Below are 21,579 nucleotides of genomic sequence, written 5' to 3'. Positions count from 1 at the left end.
CGCCGCCCGGCGGAGCGGCGCAGCGCCGTGTCCTCACACGGCGCCCGCCGCCCGCCGCGGGATAATCCCGGGGCCGATTGACGCCCGGTCCGGCCGCACGTTTACCTGGCGACCGCGAGTGAAGGGGCAGGTATTCCAGTCATGGCGGTTCTCACCATCGACGTCGGCACGTCCGTCATCAAATCCGTCGTCTTCGACGACGAGGGGCAGGAAACAGCGCTTTCCCGCATCGGCACCGAAGTGCTCCGGCCCCGTCACGGCTGGGCCGAACAGGACATGGACGCCGTGTGGAACGGGGTTGTCCGCACCGTCCGCAGCGCGCTGTCCCAGCTCGGCCCCGGCCACGAGCCCGTCCGGCTGGTGAGCTTCACCGCCCAGGGCGACGGCTGCTGGCTCGTCGACGCCGAGGGCCGCCCCACCGGGCCCGCCGTCCTCTGGTCCGACGGCCGCGCCGGTGACCTGCTCACCCGGTGGGCGGCCGACGGCGTCCTGGAGGAGGCCTACCGCCGCAACGGCTCCCTCACGTGCAGCGGGATGCCCAACGCGGTGATCGGCTGGCTCGCCGCCCACGACCCCGGGCGCCTGGCGCGCTCCCGTACCGCGCTGACGGCGGCCGGCTGGCTGTTCCTCAAGTTCACCGGTGTGACGGCCATCGACGAGTCCGACGCCTCCGCCCCGTTCCTCGACCACACCACCGGTGACTACGACCCCGGCATCATCGACCTGTTCGGCTTCGGCCCGCACGCCCGGCTCCTGCCGAGGGTGCTCGGCGAGGACGAGCGCATCGCCGGGATCACCCACCGCACCGCCGGCGAACTGGGCCTGCCTGCCGGGCTCCCCGTCGTCATGGCCCCCTACGACATCGCGGCCACCGCCCGCGGCGCCGGCGTCGTCGAGCCCGGCCAGGCGTGCGCCATCCTCGGGACGACCCTGTGCACCGAGATCGTCACCCGCCGGGTGGACGCCTCGGGCGAACCGTGCGGCATCAGCATCGCCTACGGCGCCCGGGACCGCGTGCTGCGCGCCTTCCCCACCCTGTCCGGCACCGAGGTCCTCGACTGGGCCGCCCGCCTCCTCGCCGTCGACGGGCCCGCCGCCCTCGGCGATCTGGCGTTCTCCACCGCACCCGAACCGGGCGGACCGGCGTTCCTCCCGTACCTCTCGCCCGCCGGGGAACGCGCGCCCTTCCTCGACCCGCGCGCCCGCGGCGCCTTCTGGGGCCTGTCCCTCGACCACACCCCCGCCCAGGTGGCGCGCGCCGTCTTCGAGGGGCTGTCCCTCGTCTTCCGCGACTGCCTCCGGGCGTCCGGCACCGACGTCCACGAACTGCGCCTGTGCGGCGGCGGCTCCGCCAGCGACGCCTGGTGCCGGCTCATCGCCGACGTCACCGGCGTCCCCACCGCCCGCAGCGCCGACACCGAACTCGGCGCCAAGGGCGCCTTCCTCACCGGACTCGTCCTCAGCGGCGCCGAGAAGAGCATGCGCGACGCCGCCGCGAAGTACGTCCGCATGCGCACCCGCTGGGAGCCCGACCCCGGACGCGGCGCGTTCTACGACGGGCTCCACGAGTCGTTCCTGACCTGGCGCGCCGCCGCCCGCTCCCTGGGCTGGTCGCCCGCCGCCACCGACGTACGGGAAGCACCCCATGTCTGACGCCCTGACCACCGACGCCGTCCACCTCGGCCTCGACCTCGGCACCCAGAGCGCCCGGGCCGTCGCCGTCGACGGCACCGGCCGACTGCTCGCCGCCGCGTCCCGCCCGCTCACCGGCCGGCGCGACGGCGTACGCCACGAACAGGACCCCGCGCAGTGGTGGTCCGCCCTCGCCGCGGCCTGCCGCGAAGCGCTCACCGGGATCGCGCCCGAGCGGATCAGAGGGCTGGCCGTCGACGCCACCTCCGGCACCGTCCTGCTGGCCGACCCGCAGGGCCACCCCCTGACACCCGGCCTCATGTACGACGACGGGCGCGCACGCGCCTACACCGCCCGCGCCAACCGGGCGGGCGGCGAGGTGTGGCGGGAGCTCGGCTACCGCGCGATGCAGCCCACCTGGGCCCTGCCCAAGCTCCTGTGGCTGCTGGACAACACCGACTTCCCCGACGCCCGGCTGCTGCACCAGGCCGACCTGATCACCTGGCGACTGGCCGGCCACCAGGTCGCCGCCGACACCGGACACGCTCTCAAGACCGGCTACGACCTGGTCCACGAGCGCTGGCCGGACGCCGAACTCGCCAGGATGGGCGTCCCGGCCGGACTGCTGCCCGACGTCGTCCGGCCCGGCACCGTCCTCGGCACGGTGTGCGCCGACGCCGCCGACGCCACGTCCGTCCCCGCCGGCACCCCGATCGTCGCGGGCATGACCGACGGCTGCGCCGCGCAGATCGGCGCCGGGGCCCTGACACCCGGCGCCTGGAACTCCGTCCTCGGCACCACCCTCGTCCTCAAGGGCGCCAGCCCCCACCTCGTACGCGACCCCGGGGGAGTGGTCTACTGCCACCGCGGCCCCGGCGGCACCTGGCTGCCCGGCGGTGCGTCCAGCAGCGGCGCCGGTGCCGTCGCCCGGCGCTTCCCCGGCGCCGACCTGGACGCCCTCACCGCCCGGGCCCAGGCCACCGGCTCCACCGCCGTCGCCTACCCCCTCACCGGCGGGGGCGGCGAACGCTTCCCCTTCCGGGCCCCCGACGCCACCCCCTTCGTCCTCGGCGACCCACGCGGCGACGCCGAGGAGTTCCACGCCCTGCTGCTCGGCACCGCCTGCGTCGAGCGGCTCTGCTTCGACTACCTCGACCACCTCGGCGCCCCCGTCGACGGCCCGCTCACCCTCACCGGCGGCGGCGCCCGCAACCGCTACTGGTCCCGGCTGCGCGCCGACGTCCTGGGCCGTCCGGTGACCCTGCCCGAGCACGCCGAGAGCGCCACCGGCATGGCGGTCCTCGCCGCGACCGCGTCCGGCGTCACGCTGGAGGAGGCGGCCGCGGCCATGGTGCGGACCGGTGAACGCCTGGACCCCGACCCGTCCCGCACGGCCCGGCTGACGCCCGTGTACCTCGACTTCGTCGACGAACTGACCCGGCGCGGCTGGCTGGAGCCCGCCGTGGCGACGCACGCCCGCGGGAAGGCCGAGCAGTGACCGACTTCATCCTCGTCCGCCACGGCGAGACCGCCTGGCACGCGGACAACCGCTACGCCGGCCGCAGCGACGTGCCGCTCACCGCGCTCGGCCACGAGCAGGCCGCCGCGCTCGGCGCGTGGGCCGCGAAGCAGCGCCTCGACGCCGTCCTGTGCTCGCCGCTGTCCCGCGCCCGCCTCACCGCCGCGCCCGCCGCGGCCGCGCTCGGCCTCACCCCGCGCGTCGACGAGCGGCTGTACGAGGTGGACTTCGGGCGCGGCGACGGCCTGACGCGCGCCGAGATGGCCGAACGGTTCCCCGAGGAGCTGGCCGCCTTCCTCGACGACCCGGTGGCCCATCACCTGCCCGGCGGCGAGGACCCGGTGAAGGCGGCCGGCCGGGGGGTGGCCTGTCTGGAGGAGGCCGCCCGGGAACTCCCCGACGGCCGCGTCCTGGTGGTCGCCCACTCCACCCTCGTACGCCTGGTGCTGTGCGAGCTCCTCGGCATCCCGCTCGCCCGCTACCGCCGGGTCTTCCCCGCGCTGGAGAACGGCGCCCTGACCGAACTACGGCTCCTGCCCGGCGGGCAGGCCTCCCTGCTGCGGCTGAACGCCCCCACCGTCCCCACCACCCACTGACCCCCGGGAGCACCCCCGTGACCCTCACCGTCCTCGCCGCCGGCGACCACTTCGTCCTGCCCCGGCTCCTCCACGAGGAGCTGCGCGCCGCCGCACCCGACGGGGCCGCGCTGGACGTACGGGAGATCCGGCTGCCCTGGCCGCACACCCCCTTCGGCCCGGTCGCCGAGGTCGACGAGGCCTCCGGCACCGAGGACGAGCTGATCGAGGCACTGCGCGGCGCACGCGTCTGCCTCACCCAGCTCGCCCCGCTCACCGAACGGGTCCTCAAGGCCTGTCCCGACCTGGAGCTGTTCTGCGTCAGCCGGGGCGGACCGGTCAACGCCAACCTGGCGGCCGCGACCCGGCACGGCGTCGCCGTCGCCTACGCCCCCGGCCGCAACGCGGTGGCCACCGCCGAGCACACCCTGGCGATGATCCTCGCCGCCGCCCGCCGGATCGGCGACGTGCACTACGACCTCCGGCACGCCGTCTGGCGCGGCGACTACTACGACTACGACAACTGCGGCTTCGAGATCGAGGGTTCGGTCGTCGGCCTGGTCGGCTTCGGCGCGATCGGCTCCCGCGTGGCGCGGGTGCTGGCCGCCATGGGCGCCGAGGTGCTGGTGCACGACCCGTACGTGAAGCCCGAGGCGGTGGAGGGCGTCGCCGAACTGGTCCCGCTGGAGGTGCTGCTGGGCCGGTCCCGGATCGTGTCGCTGCACGCGCGCGTGACCGAGGAGACCACCGGCATGATCGGCGCCGACCGGATCGCGGCGATGCCCCCCGGCTCGGTGCTCGTCAATTGCGCGCGCGGCGCCCTCGTCGACTACGACGCCGTGTGCGACGCCCTGGACTCCGGGCACCTCGCGGGCGCCGCCTTCGACGTGTTCCCGGCCGAACCGGTCCCCGCCGGGGCGAGGCTGCTGTCCACGCCCGGTGTCGTCCTCACCCCGCACATCGCGGGCGCCAGCCGGGAAGTGGCCCACAAGGCGGCCCGCATCGTGGCGGCCGAGGCGGCCCGCTTCCTGCGCGGCGAACCCCTCGCCCACTGCGCCAACCCGGAAGTCCTGGGGCGCTGAGGCAAGTCCTGGGGCGCTGAGGCGAGTCCTGGGGCACCGTCCTAGCCGCCGGGGCGCGGCTCCGACAGGAAGCGCTGCCCGAGGGCCTTCAGGCGGTCGGGCAGCAGCATGGTGGCCGCGCCCAGGGCCTTGCTGGGCACCGAACCGGCGGCCACCCGGCCCCGGCCGCGCATGAGGGCGTCGAACGCGTCCCGGGCCACCTTCGCGGGGTCGTCCTTCCGCATCCGGCCCAGACGGGTGTCGCCCATGCCGGCGCGGCGGAAGAAGTCCGTCTCCGTGGCGCCCGGCATCAGCGCCGTCACCGTCACCCCGGTGCCCCGCAGCTCCTCCCGCAGCGCCTGGGCGAAGGACTGGAGGAACGACTTGGAGGCGTTGTACACGGACTGGAAGGAGCCCGGTGCCGTCGACGCCACCGAGGAGGTGACCAGGAGCCGCCCCTCACCGGCCGCGACCATGGCCGGCAGCAGCCGGTGCGCGAGGTGGACCGTCGAGCTGACGTTGAGGTCGATGACCCGGGCGTGGTCCGCGAGAGCGACCTCGGTGAACGCCCCGCCCGCGCCCACCCCGGCGTTCAGCGCGGCGGCCGCGACCGGGCGACCGGTGGCGAGCACCTCGGCGTACAGCCGCTCGACCCCGTCGTACATGGCCAGGTCGGCCCGGACGGCCACGACGTCGGCGCCCCGGCCGCGCAGCTCCTCCGCGGCGGTGGTCACCGCGGCGTCCTCGGCGCAGACCACCAGGTCGAACCCGTGGCCGGCGAACTCCCGGGCCAGCGCCAGCCCGATGCCGCGGGAGGCGCCGGTGACGACGGCGAGGCGCTTTCCGTTTCCCATGGCCCGGCGGGTACCACGGACCGGCCCCGTTTCACCGGATCGAGCGTGGGGTACCCGCCCGCCCTGTTCACGCCTCGGAGGTGATCCATGACTGAGCCGGAGCTCGGGAAAGCGTCCACCGGGTCCGGGACCGGGACCCGAACCGGGACCGGAACCGTGACGACCCAGGTGCCGGCGCGACTGGACAGATTGCCGTGGTCGCGCTGGCACTGGATGGTCGTCATCGGGCTCGGCACCGTCTGGATCCTCGACGGTCTCGAGGTCACCATCGTCGGCAGCATGGCCGGCCGGCTCTCCGAGGAGGGCAGCGGACTCGCCATCAGCAGCGCCCAGGTCACCGGCATCGCCGCCGCGTTGTATGTCGCCGGGGCGTGCGCGGGAGCGTTGTTCTTCGGCTGGCTCACGGACCGCTTCGGCCGCAAGAAGCTGTTCCTCATCACCCTGGCGGTCTACCTCGCGGCGACCGCGCTGACGGCGCTGTCCTTCTCCTCGTGGTGGTTCTTCGTCTTCCGCTTCCTGACCGGCTTCGGCATCGGCGGCGAATACGCCGCCATCAACTCCGCCATCGACGAGCTGATCCCGAGCAAGTACCGCGGCCGGGTGGACCTGATCATCAACGGCAGCTTCTGGCTCGGGGCCATGGGTGGCGCCCTGCTGTCGGTCGTCGCCCTCGACACCGACATCCTCCCCAAGGACCTGGGCTGGCGGATCTCCTTCGGTCTGGGCGTCGTCCTGGGCCTGGTCATCCTGCTCGTCCGCCGTCATGTGCCCGAGAGCCCCCGCTGGATGTTCATCCACGGCCGTGAGGAGGGGGCCGAGCGCCTGGTGGCGGACATCGAGCGCGAGGTGGAGGCGGAGACGGGCCGGCCGCTGCCCGAGCCGGCCGGGGCGATCACCATCAAGCAGCGGCACAGCGTCGGCTTCGTCGAGATCGCCCGTACGCTCTGCCGCGCCTATCCCCGGCGGGCGGTGCTGGGCCTGGCCCTGTTCATCGGCCAGGCCTTCCTCTACAACGCCATCACCTTCGGGTTCGGATCGATCCTGGTGACGTTCTTCGACGTCGGTACCGGCTCGACCGGCTACTTCTTCGCGGTCATCGCCTTCGGCAACTTCCTCGGCCCGCTGCTGCTCGGCCACCTGTTCGACACCTGGGGCCGGCGTCCGATGATCGCCGGCACGTACCTGCTGTCCGGGGCGCTGCTGTTCGTCACGGCCTGGATGTTCTCCCACGGCTGGCTGACGGCCCTGACCATGACCCTCAGTTGGTGCGTGGTCCTGTTCTTCGCCTCCGCCGGGGCGAGTTCCGCCTACCTGACGGTGAGCGAGATCTTCCCGATGGAGACCCGCGCCATGGCCATCGCGTTCTTCTATGCCGTGGGCACGGCCGCCGGTGGCATCTCCGGGCCGCTTATCTTCGCCAAGCTCACGGAGAGCGGTGTGGTGGCCGACACGGTGCTCGCGTTCTGCATCGGCGCCACGCTGATGGTGCTGGGCGGACTGGTGGCGCTGTTCTTCGCGGTGGCGGCCGAGCAGAAGTCGCTGGAGGACATCGCGACCCCGCTGTCCGCGGAGGCGGCCGCCGCGTCCGGCACTCCGGTCGGGCCGGGCGAAGCGGCGACCGCTTCCACGGCGACCTGAGCCGCGGCAGCCGGTCTCCGGGCCTCCGGTCCGGCCGCCGCGGGGCGCCGGTCGCCTCGCGTCGCATCGCACGGCGGCCGATTGGATCGAACGCCGCTCAATGGTTTATCGTTCATTCAGTCGGGTTGTGAAGACGCCTTCACGACCCCCACACACTGCCCCGGCTGGTTCCCCCGTCCAGCCGGGGCTTTCCCGTTCCCGCCCGGCTTCGAATCCGCCGGCCCGGGCACTCGTCCTCCCGGTGGACCGGAGCGGACGGCCCCGAAGGACCTGACGGCCCCGAAGGACCTGACGGACCCGACGGACCCCGACGGACAAGGAACGGTAGAGCGATGACCGAGTACGAGCGTTCCCGTACCATGCCGGCGCTGCCCGAACACGTCTTCGACCAGGCCGCGAACATCGACCAGCTCGACAACTGGCTGCCGGAGGCCCTGCACGTGCGCCCGGAAGGGCTGCCCGCCGTCACCGTGCACGAGGACCGCACCGACGAGGACACCTCGGCGCTGCTGCGCGCCGAGAAGGACCAGATGCGCCTCGAATGGGGCACCAGGGAACAGGGGTCCTACGCGGGATGGCTCCAGGTCGCCGGCATCGGCAGCGGGGCCAGCGAGGTCACGGTGCACCTGTCGTTCTTCGACGAGAGCCACGACCCCGGTGAGGCCCCCGTGCACGACGCCCTCGACCACAGCCTCCAGCGCCTGGAGGACCAGGTCCGTCTGCGCGTCGACAACGCCGCGGGCTGACCGGCCCATGGCCTCGGCGCAGCGGTACGCGGTCGCCGCCTCCGGGCAGTGGACAGACGAGGACGAGGGCCGCCGGCGGCTCCCGGCCGGGGAGGTCCACGCCTGGCGACCCGGCATGAACCAGACCGTCTGCGGACTCTCCCTCAGCAGATCCCGGCTCGGCCGCTTCCCGCACGTCCCGTGGCAGGACGCGCTGCCCGAGTCCGGCGGTGCCGCCGACCGCGTCCGGCGCGTCTGCCCGCGCTGCGCCTCCGTCGCCGGCCGCCGGGGCGCCGACGCCCGGCCCCGCTGGCAGCGCGTCGACCCCCGGCCGTGATCCCGGACACGGCCGGGGCCGCCCAGCCACCCCGGGGCCGCCCAGCCACCCCGGGGCCGGGCTCGTTTTTGTCCCGTTTCGCGGGGCACTGGGGTGCCATGGACCACTCACAGGCACCCGTGCTCGACGCGCTCGCCGCGTACCACTCCGAGAACCAGACGCCCTTCACCCCGCCCGGCCACAAGCAGGGCCGCGGCGCCGACCCCCGTGTACGGGCCGTCCTCGGTGACGCCGTCTTCCGGTCGGACGTGCTGGCCACCAGCGGGCTGGACGACCGGACCTCCTCCCACGGCGTCATCGCCAGGGCCCAGGAGCTGATGGCCGACGCGGTCGGGGCCGAGCACACCTTCTTCTCCACCTGCGGCAGCTCCCTGTCGATCAAGGCGGCCATGCTGTCCGTCGCCGGGCCGCACGAGAAGCTGCTGGTCGGGCGGGACGCGCACAAGGCGGTCGTGTCCGGGCTCGTGCTGGCCGGGATCGTGCCGATCTGGGTGGACCCCCAGTGGGACGCCGAACGCCACCTGGCCCACCCCCCGTCGGCCGACGCCTTCCGCGCCGCCCTCGCCGAACACCCCGACGCCCGGGGCGCCCTGGTGACGACCCCGACCCCGTACGGCACCTGCTCCGACCTGCCCGCCATCGCCGAGGCGTGCCACGAGCACGGCGTACCGCTCATCGTCGACGAGGCGTGGGGCGCGCACCTGCCGTTCCACCCCGACCTGCCCACCTGGGCCATGGACGCGGGGGCCGACGTCTGCGTGACCTCGGTGCACAAGATGGGCTCCGGCCTGGAGCAGAGCTCGGTCTTCCACCTCCAGGGCGACCTGATCGAACCGGAGGTCCTCAAGAACCGCGAGGACCTCCTCGGCACCACCAGCCCCTCCGTCCTCGTGTACGCCGCCCTCGACGGCTGGCGCCGCCAGATGGTCCAGCACGGCCACGCCCTCTACGACGACGCGCTCGCCCTGGCCAAGACGGTACGGGCGCGGATCGCCGAGATCGACGGCATGCGGGTGCACGGACGCGACGACTTCTGCGGGCCCGGCCGCGCCGCCGACCTGGACCCGCTCCAGGTCATCGTGGACATCACCGGACTCGGCACCACCGGGTACCGCATCGCCGACTGGATCCGCGAGCACCACCACATCAACCTGCACCTGTCCGACCACCGCCGCACCAGCGCCCAGCTCACCCACGCCGACGACGAACGCAGCGCCCACGCCCTGCTGACCGCCTTCCGCGACGTCGCCGCCCACGCGGACGAGCTGCGCCCGGCCCGCCGGGTGGAGGTCCCCGACCCCGCCGCCCTGCGGCTGGAGCAGGTCATGCTGCCGCGCGACGCGTTCTTCGGCCGGGTCGAGCAGGTGCCGTGGGACAAGGCGGCCGGCCGCGTCAGCGCCGAGATGCTCACGCCCTACCCGCCCGGCATCCCCGCCGCGCTCCCCGGCGAGAAGCTCACCTCCGAGGTCCTGCACTACCTCCGCAGCGGCGTGGAGGCCGGCATGGTCGTCCCGGACGCCGCCGACACGGAGGTCAAGACGGTACGGGTCAGCACCGAGGACTGACCGGCCCCGGCGCGCCCCGCCCCCGCTGCCCCCGCCCCCTTCCCCGGCGCGCACCAGGGCCCCGCTGCCCCGCTGCCCCCGGGCACGCGACCGGGGCCGTACCGGCGGTACGGCCCCGGCTCGGGGGACGCATCGGGGTCAGAGGCCGGCCGCGGCCTTCTCCCGGTGGGAGGTCCAGGCGCGTTCGGGGACATCGGTGCGCAGCAGGACGTCGGCCGCCGTGCAGGCCAGGGCCTCCGCCGCGGCCAGCATCACCTGCCGTCCGCGCGGGCCCGCCGCGGCCTCGGCGAACTCGGGGGTGTGGTCGGACGCCTCCGGGCCCATGATCGCGACGAACGGGTGGATCGCCGGCACCCTGGTGCTCACGTTGCCGATGTCGGACGACCCCAGGTACACCCCCGGGAGCGGCTCCGACAGGGTGATCCCCGCCCGGTCGAGATGGTGGGCGAACAGCCCGGACAGCACGTCGTTGTCGCGGAAGTGCTCGTACCGCCCGCCCACGCCCGTCACCTCCACGCGGGTGCGCGTGGCGAGCGCCACCCCCTGGGCGCACGAGCGCAGCTCCTCCACCAGGTCCTCCAGCGCGGCCGTGGTGCCCCCGCGCAGCCCGAACAGGCCCTCCGCGTAGTCCGGGACGATATTGGTGGCCCGTCCGCCCTCCGTGATGATGCCCTGCACGTGCGACCCGGCCGGCAGCCGCCGGTCCAGGACGCCCAAGGTGTTGAAGAGCTGGATCAGCGCGCCGAGCGCGTCGACGCCCTCCGTCGGGTTGCCCGTCGGGTGCGCGGCCCGCCCGTGGAACGCCACCCGGATCTGCGCGCTGGCCGTCAGCGGGGCCCGCGCCCAGCCGTAGACGCCCGGGTGGAACATCAGCGCCGCGTCGACCCCGTCGAACAGCCCCGCCTCCACCTCCACGACCTTGCCGCCGCCGCGCTCCTCCGCGGGGGTGCCGACCGCCAGCAGGGAGCCCGGCACCTCGCCGAGCGCCCCCCGCACCGCGAGCGCCGCGCCGAGACCGGCCGCCGCGATCAGGTTGTGCCCGCACGCGTGCCCGATCAGCGGCAGCGCGTCGTACTCCATCAGCAGCGCCACGCACGACCCGTCGCCGCTGCCGGTCCGGCCGGTGAACGCGGTCGGCAGGCCCGCCACACCCCGCTCCACCGCGAATCCCTCCCGCTCCAGCTCGCCGCTCAGCAGCCGCGCCGCCTCCCGCTCCTCGAACGCCGTCTCCGGCGCGCGGTGCAGCGCGAGGCTCACCTCCCACAGCCGCTCCGCCCGCGCGGCGACCTCCTCCCTGATCCGGTCGTACACGGGCTCCGGGCTCTCCGACAACGTGGGCCTCCTTCGTCGGTGGACGGGACACTGGCACGTGTTCCACGCCCCCGACAGCCGATGCGTACGGAAGACGTACCGGGTGAAGGCGTCCGGTTGCAGGCGGTACCGGGTACCGGGGCTCAGGCCTCCACGCCCGGCCGCCGCTCGGTACCGCCCTCGCCGCGCAGCCGGCGGCGCAGCTCCGCCAGCCGGGGGTGGCGCTCGCTGAGCTCCGCCGAGCGGCGGTCCAGCTCCTGCATCAGGCGTTCGCTGCGCTTGTCGAGGTCCAGCTCGTCGAGGATCCGGTCGATCTCGGCGAGCAGCGCGCCGTGGAGCTGCCACTGCCGGGGGTGCTCCTGCACGTCCTCCAGCAGCATGTCGGCCACCCGGTCGCGGGTGGCGCGGCTCGCGGCCAGCGCGGCGGTCAGCCGCTCCTCCGCCTCCTCCGCGTTGGCGGCCACCTGGGTGGTGATCAGCAGCGCGAAGCTCTCGATGGCGTCGGCCATCTGGTCGAAGAGCTCCTTGAGCCCGGCCGAGACGTCGTCGGGGAACAGCGACTCCTCCGTACGGAACTTGGCCAGATCGGTCATGCTCCGGGTCAGCACCCGGAGCACCACCGCGCAGATCTCCAGGGTGTCCAGCCCCGTCCGCAGCACCACGCGGGACAGCAGGCCCTCCCGCACGCGCGGGTTCATCCGGAGGCTCTCCTCGGCCTGCCGCAGCGAGGCGTCGACCTCGACGATGTCATGGTCCAGCCGCCGCGCCTCGTGCAGCCGGGCGGCCGCGTGCGGGAACGGGATGTGGCCCTCGGCGATCTCGGCGCCCATGCTGCGGAACATCCGGCCCATCCCGCGCGCCAGCCCGTCGATCGACGCCCCCGCCGACTGGGTCCACACCGGCGGAGCGAACAGCAGGTTGAACAGCAGCCCCACTCCGGCACCGATCAGTGTCTCCAGCACCCGGTGCCACGCGGCCGACGCCGCCTGCGAGACGCCCAGGACCAGCATGGCGCTGATCGCCACCTCGGGGACGAACTCGTCCACCCGTACGTAGCGGCCGATGATCAGCGAGGTGAAGATCGTCAGACCGAGACTCCACCACGTCAGCCCCACCAGGGCGGTGAAGCCGATGGCGATGAGGACGCCGACCACCACCGAGTTGACACGCCGGATCCCGGTGGTGAGCGTCGCGTACAGCGTCACCTGCACCACCAGCAGGGCGGTCAGGGGGGCGGTCAGCGGGGCGGGTTGTGCGGGCAGGACCATCAGGGCGACGACGAAGGAGATGACGGCGGCGGCCGTGGAGCGCAGCGTCTGCGCCGCGACGGGTTCGGTGGTCCGCCGCACCAGTTTGATCACGGGTGCTGATACGTCGGGCATCCCCTTCACGTGCCCGATCATGAGCCACTCAGCACACTTCAGTCCCAGGAACCCCTCGTACGCCGTTTTGCCTCACCCGTCACGTGGTACCGCCAAAGTCCCCGATGACGTTCCGACCGGACGGCCGATCCGTCCGCCGAGGAGGCACGATGAACCCGCCCGTGGACCGGGGTACCCCCGTCGCCGTCGTCACCGGCTCCGACTCCGGCATCGGCCGCGCCACCGCGGTCCGGCTCGCCGAACGGGGCATGGACGTCGGCATCACGTGGCACACCGACGAGGAGGGCGCCCGGCGCACCGCCGAGGAGGTCCGCGGCCACGGCCGCCGCGCGGCCGTCGCCCACCTCGATCTGACCCGGCTGCCGGACGCCGCGGGCGTCGTCGACGACCTTGCCGGCGAACTGGGCCGCATCGACGTCCTGGTGAACAACGCCGGCACCGGCACCGCCACGCCCTTCCTGGACCTGTCGTACGACACCGTCCGGGACGTGCTGGACGTCGACCTCGTCGGGCCGTTCCTCTGCTCCCAGATCGCCGCCCGCCGCATGATCGAGCAGGGCGACGGCGGGCGGATCGTCAACGTGACGTCCGTGCACGAGCACCAGCCCCGCGTCGGGGCGGCGCCCTACTGCGCGGCCAAGGGCGGGCTCGGGCTGCTCACCCAGGTCATGGCGCTGGAGCTGGCCGAGTACGGCATCACCGTGAACGCCGTCGCACCCGGTGAGATCGCCACCCCGATGACCGGCCAGGAAGACGAGGACGTGCGCAAGCAGTCCCGGCCGGGCGTGCCGCTGGGACGGCCGGGCGACGCCCGTGAGGTCGCGTCCGTCATCGCGTTCCTGGCGGGGGAGGAGGCCTCGTACGTCACGGGCGCCTCGTGGGTGGTGGACGGCGGCATGCTCCGCATGGGTCCGCAGGCCGGCTCCCACCTGGAGAGCGACGCCTGGCGCCGCCCCTGAACGGGCGCGCGAGTGAGCCGAAGGGGCGCGACGGTGTCGAAAGGGAGAACGCGCGGAGGCCCCGAGGAACGAGGGGTCGAGCACGATCGACCGTCGACACCGGCTGAGGCGCCCCGGAGGCGAACCGAGCCCCGGAAAAGCGGTCGAGCACGATCGACCGTCGACACTGGCTGAAGCGCCCCGGAGGCGAACCGAGCCCCGGAAAAGCGGTCGAGCACGATCGACCGTCGACACTGGCTGAAGCGCCCCGGAGGCGAACCGAGCCCCAAGAAGAGACGCGGGAAGGCCCCCGCCCGGCCGGGCGGGGGCCTTCCCGCGTGCGTCCTCGCGCGACGGCCTCAGCGCGTCACGACGTGCCGCTCGTCGGGCACGCAGTGCGTCATCGTCAGCCCCTCGACGTCCCGGGGCGGGTTCTCCCCGAGGTTGGCCAGCCGCTTGCGGTCCTCCTCGGTGAGGTCCTGGCTCGCCAGGGGTTCGAGGTGGGCCACGTCCCGCGGGCTGATGCCCAGACCCTCGCCGACGCGCAGGCCCAGGTCGTTCTCGACCAGCAGGAAGTGCCAGACCATGCGCTCCTGCACCGGCCGGTCGCACTGCCCGAGCAGGTGGACGAAGTTGTGCACCAGGTCGTCCCGCTCCCACTGCTCCATCAGGAGGTAGCGCTGGCCGGCCTGGAGGTAGTCGTTGGTGCGGGGGATCCGCTTGCGGGTGAGCCTGCCCCGGATCTCCGGGCCCTGCTCGTCGTGCGTGGGGTACTCGCCCTCGCGCAGCCCGCCCCGGATCGACGGCTCGTAGTTGACGTCCGGGTTCTCGCCGTGGCCGTCCTGGTGGTACGTCATGAACCCGTCGCGCTGGTTGGTCCGCACGTCCGCGTTCTTCGCCTGGTTGACCGGGAGCTGGAGGTAGTTCGGCCCGACCCGGTAGCGCTGGGTGTCGCTGTACGAGAAGGTCCGGCCCACCAGCATCTTGTCGTCCGAGAAGTCCAGGCCGTCCACCAGCACGCCGGTGCCGAAGGAGATCTGCTCGTTCTCGGCGAAGAAGTTCTCCGGCATCCGGTCGAGCACCATCCTGCCGACCGGCTTGGGCGGGAAGTCCTGCTCCGGCCAGGTCTTGGTGTCGTCCAGCGGATCGAAGTCCAGCTCCGGGTGGTCGTGGTCGTCCATCATCTGGACCAGCAGTTCCCACTCGGGGTGGTCGCCGCGCGCGACCGCCTCGTACAGATCCTTGGTGGCGTGGCCCAGACCCTGGGCCTGCACGTTCGCCGCGTCCTCCTCGGTCATGCTCCGCACGCCCTGCTTGGGCATCCAGTGGTACTTGACCAGCTTGGTCTCGCCCTGGGCGTTCACCCACTTGTACGTGTTGACGCCGAAGCCCTGCATGTGGCGGTAGTCGGCCGGGATGCCGCGCGGGCTGAACAGGTTGACCAGCATGTGCATCGCCTCGGGGGTCTGCGACATGAAGTCGAAGATCCGGCGCGGCTGCTGCTCGAAGGTGACCGGGTTCGGCTTGAGCGCGTGGATCACGTCGGGGAACTTGATCGCGTCCCGGATGAAGAACACGCCCAGGTTGTTCCCGACGAGGTCCCAGTTGCCGTCCTCGGTGTAGAACTTCACCGCGAACCCGCGCGGGTCGCGCGCCGCCTCGGAGGAGTCACGCCCGCCGATCACCGTGGAGAACCGCACGGCCAGGTCGGTGCGCTTGCCGCGCTTCTGGAAGAGCTTGGCACGGGTGTAGCGGCTGATCGGTTCGTCGCCCCACGCCCCGTACGCCTCGAAGTAGCCGTAGGCCGTCACCCCGCGGGCGTGGACGACCCGCTCGGGGATGCGCTCCCGGTCGAAGTGGCTGATCTTCTCCAGGAACTGGTAGTTCTCCAGCGTCGCCGGGCCCCGGGCCCCGACCGTGCGCTGGTTCTGGTTGTCGTAGACAGGGTGGCCCTGCCGGTTGGTGAGTACCTTCCGGTCGTCGCCGGGTGCGGGACCCTGGCTCGAAACGTCCGTCACGATCCTCGACTCCTCTGCTGTGTCTTGCTGGTGTATGTCCTACTTCGTCCCTATGTGTCGCAGTATGCCCCGTTACGCGCCTCGCGGGGATGCCCAAGCGCCCCGGCCGTCCACCGGACCGCCGGGGCGTGACTGTCCGGACACTCCCTAGTGGGCCGCCACCCTGCCGGCCCCGGCGGCCACCCCGCCGTCGCCCACCGCCGCGCCGCCGGCGTGCACGGCCAGGTGGTAGACGGCGAAGGCCCGGCCGATCACCGGCTGGGCGACATTGCGCACCCGTACGCCCCCGCTGGTCATCCCGTGCTCGGTGCCCATGTGCGCGTGGCCGTGCACCGCGAGATCGGCGCCGCCCTCGTCGACCGCCTCCGCCAGCAGGTAGCTGCCCAGGAACGGATAGATCTCCAGGGGCTCGCCCGCCAGCGTGTCCGGCACGGGCGCGTAGTGCGTCAGCGCGATCCGTACGGCGCAGTCCGCGTCGCCCAGCATGGACAGCGACCCGCGCAGCCCCTCCGCGCAGCGGCGGGTGTAGCGGATGAAGTCCTTCATCTCCGGCTCGCCGAACTCACCCCCGCTGCGCCCCGCGAAACCGCCGCCGAACCCCTTCGTGCCGGCGACGCCCACCCGGACGCCGCCGATGTTCAGCACCGTGCCCTCGCCCTCCAGCACGGTCACTCCGGCCCGGTCGAGCGCGGCCGACACCTCGGCCTCCTGGTCGCTCTGGTAGTCGTGGTTGCCCAGGACGGCCACCACGGGCACGCCGAGGCCGGCCACCTCACCGGCCACGATCTCGCCCTCCTCGGCCGTGCCGTGCCGGGTCAGGTCACCGGCGAGCAGCAGCAGGTCCGCCTGCTCGTGGAGGGTCTCGAAGGCGGGCCGCAAGGTGCCCGCGCTGCCCGGGCCCAGATGGATGTCACCGACCGCTGCTACTCGGATCACGTCAGCTCCTCGGGGTGGTCGGGGGCGTCCGCGCAGACGACGACCAGGTCCTCGCGCAGCGGGAGCCCCGCCAGTTCCTCCTGGGCGATGCGCAGGATCTCGGCCCGGCAGTCGGCGCTGGCGACGGTGCCGTACAGCATCACGCCGGTCCCGCGCTGCTCGATCCGGATGCCCAGTTCGGCGATGTCCTCGCTCGCCAGCCGGTCGCGCAGGTGGGCGATGCGGTACTCGGCGGTGTCGGCGGCGCTCATGGCGTTGCCTCCCGTGGTTCGATCACGTTCAGGCGCTCCAGCAGGTACAGGAACGCCTCGGGCATCGGTGAGCCTTCGTTCTCCCGGCGCAGCAGGTCCCAGTCGATCTTCTCCCGCAGGGTGCGGGCGATCGGCAGGACCGCGCCGAAGTCGCAGTGGTGCTCCGAGAAGGCCGCCAGCAGGCTGCCCACCAGATCGGTCGGCGCCAGCACCGGCATCCGCACCGAGTCCACCGGCAGGATGTGGGCCCGGTCCAGCAGGTCATGGGTCACCGGGTGCCGGGCCAGCTCGAAGATCAGGTCGATCTCCTCGCCATGGCTCCGCGCCTTGATCAGCCAGTCCTCCGGCGGCACCCGCACCGGGATGCCGGCGGCCTCCAGGTCCCGGGTGATCGCCTCGGCGTCCTCGCGGAGGATGGCGAAGTCCGTGTCGTGCTGGAGGCTCTGCGGCACCCCGTGCGCGTACGCCGCCACGCTCCCGGCCAGCGCGAACGGGTGCCCGGCGCCCTTCAGCAGCGCGGCCACCTGCTTGGTCGCCTCCAGGATGGCCTGCGTACGGTCCGGGGGATGCGTGCCGCCGGGCCCGCCGGGCCCGCCGGGCCCCCCGGGTCCCTCGGGGTGACCCGCCGGGCCGCGTCCCTCGGGGTGACCCGCCGGGCCGCCGGTGCCGCCCGGGCCGCCCGCGGTGCCGCCGTGCGGGCCGGGGGCGCCGGGCGTACCGGAGTCGTCGTGGCCGCCGTGAGCACCGGCCGGCGCCCCGCCGTCGGTGGGCGCGCCGGGGAGCGGTCCCTTCGGGTCGCCCTCCACGGCTCTGCCCCCGGCCAGCCGCAAGCCGGCCGGCACGGTCGGCGTCGGCTCGGTCGGTTCGGCGGGGCCAAGCGGCCCGCCGGGCTGGGTGGCGTCTTGCGAGTGGTTCCTCACGGGTGCTCAGCCCTCCTCGTCGGCCTGCGGGAGGCGGTTCGGGTACCCGGGGCCGTTCCCTTTATGGCTGGGTCCGCCGGGCGCGTTCACTCCCCGGCGTCCCGGCGGCCGCGGCGGGACGCCCTGGTCAGGGCGGTGCCGACCACGACGAGCAGGGCGGCGCAGGTACCGAGCGGCCACAGCCGCGGTCCGGCGCCGGTCTCGGCCATGCCGGCGGCCGACTCGCCGTCCTCCACGACGGGTTCCTCCGCGTCCTCCGGTCCGGCTTCCGTCTCCGGTCCGGCTTCCGTCTCCGGTCCGGCTTCCGTCTCCGGGTGGGCCTCCGGCTCGGGCGCGGGCCCGGTCCCGGGCGAGGGGTCGGGCTCGCGCCCCGGGGCCGGTCCCGGCTCCGCGTCGGAGACGGCTTCCTCTTCGGCCGCGGTGGCGGCCCTGCCCTCGGGCGCGTCGACCGCGGCCGTCACCGCGGCCTCGCCCCCGGCACCGGCGGCCGGGGACGGCGGGGACGACGTGGACGGCAGGGACGAAGCACGGGCGGGAGCCGCCGGGGCGTGGGCGCACGACGGAGCCGCCGCGAACGGGGCACCGCGGATCGCGCCCGCGCGGGGGCCGGCCTCCAGGGACCGGACGACGACGTCGCCCTCGATGTCGGCCGCGCTCCGGTCCGTCAGCTTCGCGCGGGGCGCGAAGACCGACCCCCGCAAGGTGTCGCCCGCCGTAAGGGCCAGTTCCGCCGTGTCGGCGAAGGCCCACATGATGTACGGGGAGTCCCCGGTGCCGACACCGGTCATCCGTGGCGTACGCCAGGACAGCTCGCCGCCGTCGGCCGTCGTGTCGACGGCGATCACCAGTGGCGCCGCCGCCGTGGGGCGGTTCTCGAACGCGAGGGTCCGTACGGCGGTGAGCTGCGCGCCGGTCAGCCGGAGCACGTTCGTGCGGTCGGCGGCGAGCCGGACCCGCACCGTGGCGCCGGGGGTGAGCCGGGCGGGGAGCGCCACCGTGCCCGGGCAGCGGGCCAGGCCGTCGGCGCGCCGCCGGTGGTCCGCGAAGAGCGCGTCGAAGTCGACCAGGCCCCGCGCGGGCCCCACCGACGCCTCGGGCTGGGCGGTGGTCAGCTCCACGCGCGGGGTCGTGCCGTACCCCGCGCCGGACCCGACCAGCCGGGTCTTGACCGGCGCGCCGTCCATGCCGGTGGCCCGGGTGGCGCTGCCGGACAGGTCGCCGATCTTGACAAAGGCGTCGCCCGTGACCCGCAGGACCCCGTCCGCCGCGCTGTCGGCGAAGTCGACGGCAGCGCCGACCAGGAGCGCGGTGGGCCGGGCGTCGCCGGGTGCGGTGAAGCCGCCCGCGCGGCCGGGGACGATGGAGTACCGCGACCCGAACGCCAGGTCGCCGCCCACCGCGACGGCGGTCTCGGCCTTGGTGCCGGCCAGCAGCGCGTCGCGCCGCGTCACCACCCCGAACCCGAGGTTCCCGGCCATGGGGTTGCCCACCCCGTCGGCCGCACGCCCACCGGCCCCGCCCGACGGGCTCCCGGCGAGCGCGGCAGAACCCCCGGCCCCGTCCGGCGAACCGCCGGCCGACGCTGCGGGGCTGCCGGCCCCTGCCGGGGGACTCCCGGCCGGGGCGCCCGAACCACCGGCCCCGGCGGACGGACCACCGGTCCGGGCCGGGGGTTCGGCGGCCGGTGGTGGGACCTGCCGGGCGTCCGGGGCGTGCCGGGCGCCCCGGGCCTCCAGGGCGGCCGTCGCTCCGGCACGCGCCGTCGGCACGGCGGCGGGCGGGGCCATCGCGCAGAGCCCGCACACCACCGCCGGGATCACGGCCAGTCCAGTCATTCGCATAAGGTCGAAAATAGGATCATCCGATCCCCGCCGGTCGCGACGCGCCCACCCCTCACGGCGACGTTTCACCCGGTCGGCGGTGGGGGAGCGGTTGCAGCGACGGCAATGGCGCCGCGGCGGCCGGGGGTGGGGATCGTGCGTCCGAAGAAGCTGTTCCGACGAACCGGTGAGGCCGAGCCCCGGGTGTCCCGCAGCGAGCGCGAACTCTTCGGCGGCGCCCTGCGCTACGACTTCGGCTGGGTGACCCACGAGTACGCCCTGCTCGACCTCAAGGCCCTCGCCGCCGTCCGCGCCCTGCCCCGTCTCATCGGCGGCACCCTGCGCCTCGCCCGGGAGTCCGACCGCCGTGCCCTGCTCACCGTCGGCCTCACCGAGACCGGCCAGGGCCTCGCCCAGGCGGGGGGCCTGCTCCTGACCAACCAGGTGCTCCACGCCCTGTTCGCCACCGGCACCACCCCCGAGCGCCTCCGGGCCGCCCTGCCCGCACTGATCGCCGCCGCCGTCCTCGCCGTCCTGAACGCGGTGTTCGCCAGCCTGTCCACCGCCGCCACCGGCCGGCTGGAACCCAAGGTCGAACGGCTCGCCACCGAGAAGTACCTGCACCGCGCGGCGGCCGTGGAGCTGGAGGCCATCGAGGACGGGGCCTTCCGCAAACTGCTGGACTCCGCCCAGTTCGGCGCCCTGGCCGCGCGGAACATGATCGGCGCCTGCGTCGGCGCCCTCAACGGCGTCTTCACCATCGTCGCCGCCGCCGGCGTCCTCACCGTGCTGCACCCCGCGCTCCTGCCCCTGCTGGTGCTCATCACCGTGCCGCGCGGCTGGGGGGCCATGCACGTGGCGCAGCGCCGCTACGCATCCCGTATGAACTGGATCGAGCATGAACGCGCCGCCCGTCTGGTCAACAACCTCATCACCAGCCGGGAGTCGGCCCAGGAGGTCCGGGTCCACCAGGTGGGCCGCTACCTCCTGGACAAGTTCCACGACATGGCCGAGACGTCCGAGGCCGAACAGACCCGGCTGGCCGACGGGCGCGCTGCCACCGAGCTGCTCGCCGCCGCGTTCTCCGGCGCCGCCGCCCTCCTCACGTACGCCGCCCTCGGCGTCCTGCTGCTCACCGGCCGCATGGACATCGCCATGGCGGGCACCGCCGCCCTCGCCGTCCGCACCGGCTCCGCCAGCCTCGGCGCCCTGGTCACCCACATCAACGGGCTGCACGAGGAGTCCCTGTACGTACGGGACCTGGACCGCTTCACGGCCGCGGCGGAGGCCCGGGCCATCCCCGCCGGCGGCACGCCCGTCCCCGACTTCCCCGAGAAGATCACCTTCGAGAACGTCGGCTTCCGCTACCCCGACCGGGACGAACCCGCCCTGCGCGGGGTGTCGCTGACCATCGCCGCCGGATCGGTCGTCGCCCTCGTCGGCGCCAACGGGTCCGGCAAGTCCACCCTCGTCAAGCTCCTCTCCGGCCTCTACCAGCCCGCCGACGGCCGGGTGCTGTGGGGCGACACCGACCTCGCCGACGCCGACCGGCTCGATGTCTTCGGCCATGTCGCCGTACTCGACCAGGACTTCCAGCGCTGGCCCTTCACGCTGGGCACCAACATCCGCATCGGCCAGCCCGACCGGGCGCCCCACGACGGCCTCGTCGAGAGCGCCGCCGCCCACTCCGGCGCCGACAAGCTCGCCGCCGGCCTGCCGCGCGGCTACGACACCCTCCTCGCCCGCCAGTTCCGGCACGGATCCGAGCTCTCGGGCGGCCAGTGGCAGACGGTGGGCCAGGCCCGCTTCCGCTACCGCGAGGCGAACCTGGTCATCGCCGACGAGCCGACCTCCGCCCTGGACCCGGAGGCGGAGATCGAGTCCTTCCGCCGCATCCGTGCCCTCACCGACGAGGGCAGGACCGTCGTCCTGGTCAGCCATCGCATGGCCGGCATCCAGTCCGCCGACGTCATCCACGTCCTGCACGAGGGCAGGCTGGTGGAGTCGGGCTCCCACCGGGAACTGATGGACCGGCCCGGTTCCCGCTACCGCCGCATGTACCTGCTCCAGGCCGACCAGTACGGCCCGGGCGCCTGA

At 74.0% G+C, this 21,579-nt stretch carries 17 protein-coding genes and 1 pseudogene; 10 read left to right on the top strand and 8 right to left on the bottom strand.

What is annotated here, in order from left to right:
- Nucleotides 1–141 precede the first annotated feature (141 nt).
- The 4 genes from ACZ7LK_RS15470 to ACZ7LK_RS15455 are packed head-to-tail and all read left to right on the top strand — an operon-like array spanning nucleotide 142 to nucleotide 4,808.
- Nucleotides 142–1,653: an FGGY family carbohydrate kinase gene (locus tag ACZ7LK_RS15470; RefSeq protein WP_471141025.1), complete on the top strand. Its 1,512-nt coding sequence runs from the start codon at nucleotides 142–144 to the stop codon at nucleotides 1,651–1,653.
- Nucleotides 1,646–3,130: an FGGY-family carbohydrate kinase gene (locus tag ACZ7LK_RS15465; RefSeq protein ID WP_471141022.1), complete on the top strand. Its 1,485-nt coding sequence runs from the start codon at nucleotides 1,646–1,648 to the stop codon at nucleotides 3,128–3,130. The genes ACZ7LK_RS15470 and ACZ7LK_RS15465 overlap by 8 nt, the downstream gene beginning before the upstream one ends.
- A complete protein-coding gene (locus ACZ7LK_RS15460) occupies nucleotides 3,127–3,747 on the top strand; it encodes a histidine phosphatase family protein (protein WP_469464380.1) in 621 nt (206 codons plus the stop codon). Before ACZ7LK_RS15465 ends, ACZ7LK_RS15460 begins: the two co-directional genes overlap by 4 nt.
- A 17-nt stretch (nucleotides 3,748–3,764) precedes the next feature.
- A complete protein-coding gene (locus ACZ7LK_RS15455; RefSeq protein ID WP_469464381.1) occupies nucleotides 3,765–4,808 on the top strand; it encodes a 2-hydroxyacid dehydrogenase in 1,044 nt (347 codons plus the stop codon).
- Between the two features lie 41 nt (nucleotides 4,809–4,849).
- Here the strand turns inward: ACZ7LK_RS15455 and ACZ7LK_RS15450 are convergent, their stop codons facing one another.
- A complete protein-coding gene (locus ACZ7LK_RS15450) occupies nucleotides 4,850–5,641 on the bottom strand; it encodes an SDR family NAD(P)-dependent oxidoreductase (protein ID WP_471141017.1) in 792 nt (263 codons plus the stop codon).
- 87 nt (nucleotides 5,642–5,728) lie between these two features.
- On the opposite strand from ACZ7LK_RS15450, the gene ACZ7LK_RS15445 reads away from it, so the two are divergent.
- The 4 genes from ACZ7LK_RS15445 to ACZ7LK_RS15430 all read left to right on the top strand — a co-directional run bounded on the left by ACZ7LK_RS15445 (nucleotide 5,729) and on the right by ACZ7LK_RS15430 (nucleotide 9,906).
- The gene (locus ACZ7LK_RS15445) at nucleotides 5,729–7,279 is read left to right on the top strand and encodes an MFS transporter (RefSeq protein ID WP_471141014.1); all 1,551 of its coding nucleotides are present in this window, start codon (nucleotides 5,729–5,731) and stop codon (nucleotides 7,277–7,279) included.
- A gap of 332 nt (nucleotides 7,280–7,611) precedes the next feature.
- Complete coding sequence (locus ACZ7LK_RS15440) at nucleotides 7,612–8,025, top strand: SRPBCC family protein (protein ID WP_392273627.1); 414 nt, start codon at nucleotides 7,612–7,614, stop codon at nucleotides 8,023–8,025.
- Nucleotides 8,026–8,032: 7 nt separating this feature from the next.
- The gene (locus ACZ7LK_RS15435) at nucleotides 8,033–8,341 is read left to right on the top strand and encodes a hypothetical protein (RefSeq protein WP_392273628.1); all 309 of its coding nucleotides are present in this window, start codon (nucleotides 8,033–8,035) and stop codon (nucleotides 8,339–8,341) included.
- 98 nt (nucleotides 8,342–8,439) lie between these two features.
- Nucleotides 8,440–9,906, top strand: coding sequence for an aminotransferase class I/II-fold pyridoxal phosphate-dependent enzyme (locus tag ACZ7LK_RS15430; RefSeq protein WP_471141011.1), 1,467 nt, complete (start codon nucleotides 8,440–8,442; stop codon nucleotides 9,904–9,906).
- 138 nt (nucleotides 9,907–10,044) lie between these two features.
- Here the strand turns inward: ACZ7LK_RS15430 and ACZ7LK_RS15425 are convergent, their stop codons facing one another.
- Nucleotides 10,045–11,238: an amidohydrolase gene (locus ACZ7LK_RS15425; RefSeq protein ID WP_469464385.1), complete on the bottom strand. Its 1,194-nt coding sequence runs from the start codon at nucleotides 11,236–11,238 to the stop codon at nucleotides 10,045–10,047.
- Between the two features lie 122 nt (nucleotides 11,239–11,360).
- A complete protein-coding gene (locus ACZ7LK_RS15420) occupies nucleotides 11,361–12,599 on the bottom strand; it encodes an FUSC family protein (protein WP_392273859.1) in 1,239 nt (412 codons plus the stop codon).
- 149 nt (nucleotides 12,600–12,748) lie between these two features.
- Here ACZ7LK_RS15420 and ACZ7LK_RS15415 point away from each other — a divergent pair, with 149 nt between their 5' ends.
- Entirely contained in the window at nucleotides 12,749–13,558 is an 810-nt protein-coding gene (locus ACZ7LK_RS15415) for an SDR family oxidoreductase (protein ID WP_392273631.1), read from the top strand.
- Nucleotides 13,559–13,896: 338 nt separating this feature from the next.
- Here the strand turns inward: ACZ7LK_RS15415 and ACZ7LK_RS15410 are convergent, their stop codons facing one another.
- The 5 genes and pseudogenes from ACZ7LK_RS15410 to ACZ7LK_RS15390 form a co-directional block, all read right to left on the bottom strand.
- On the bottom strand, nucleotides 13,897–15,555 hold the full coding sequence (locus ACZ7LK_RS15410) for a catalase (RefSeq protein ID WP_471141007.1): 1,659 nt from the start codon (nucleotides 15,553–15,555) through the stop codon (nucleotides 13,897–13,899).
- Nucleotides 15,556–15,702: 147 nt separating this feature from the next.
- Nucleotides 15,703–16,491, bottom strand: a complete 789-nt coding sequence (locus tag ACZ7LK_RS15405) for a metallophosphoesterase family protein (protein WP_392273633.1) — start codon at nucleotides 16,489–16,491, stop codon at nucleotides 15,703–15,705.
- Nucleotides 16,488–16,742, bottom strand: coding sequence for a hypothetical protein (locus ACZ7LK_RS15400; protein WP_392273634.1), 255 nt, complete (start codon nucleotides 16,740–16,742; stop codon nucleotides 16,488–16,490). The genes ACZ7LK_RS15405 and ACZ7LK_RS15400 overlap by 4 nt, the downstream gene beginning before the upstream one ends.
- Nucleotides 16,739–17,308 (bottom strand): annotated as a pseudogene (locus ACZ7LK_RS15395) (nucleotidyltransferase family protein); the annotation flags it as partial. The pseudogene ACZ7LK_RS15395 and the gene ACZ7LK_RS15400, both read right to left, overlap by 4 nt.
- Before the next feature lie 440 nt (nucleotides 17,309–17,748).
- Entirely contained in the window at nucleotides 17,749–19,503 is a 1,755-nt protein-coding gene (locus ACZ7LK_RS15390; protein WP_471141005.1) for a collagen-binding domain-containing protein, read from the bottom strand.
- Between the two features lie 135 nt (nucleotides 19,504–19,638).
- On the opposite strand from ACZ7LK_RS15390, the gene ACZ7LK_RS15385 reads away from it, so the two are divergent.
- On the top strand, nucleotides 19,639–21,579 hold the full coding sequence (locus ACZ7LK_RS15385) for an ABC transporter ATP-binding protein (RefSeq protein ID WP_471141002.1): 1,941 nt from the start codon (nucleotides 19,639–19,641) through the stop codon (nucleotides 21,577–21,579).

The organism is Streptomyces sp. NPDC039423 (genome assembly GCF_055598725.1).
This window is presented reverse-complemented; position numbering and strand designations above follow the sequence as displayed.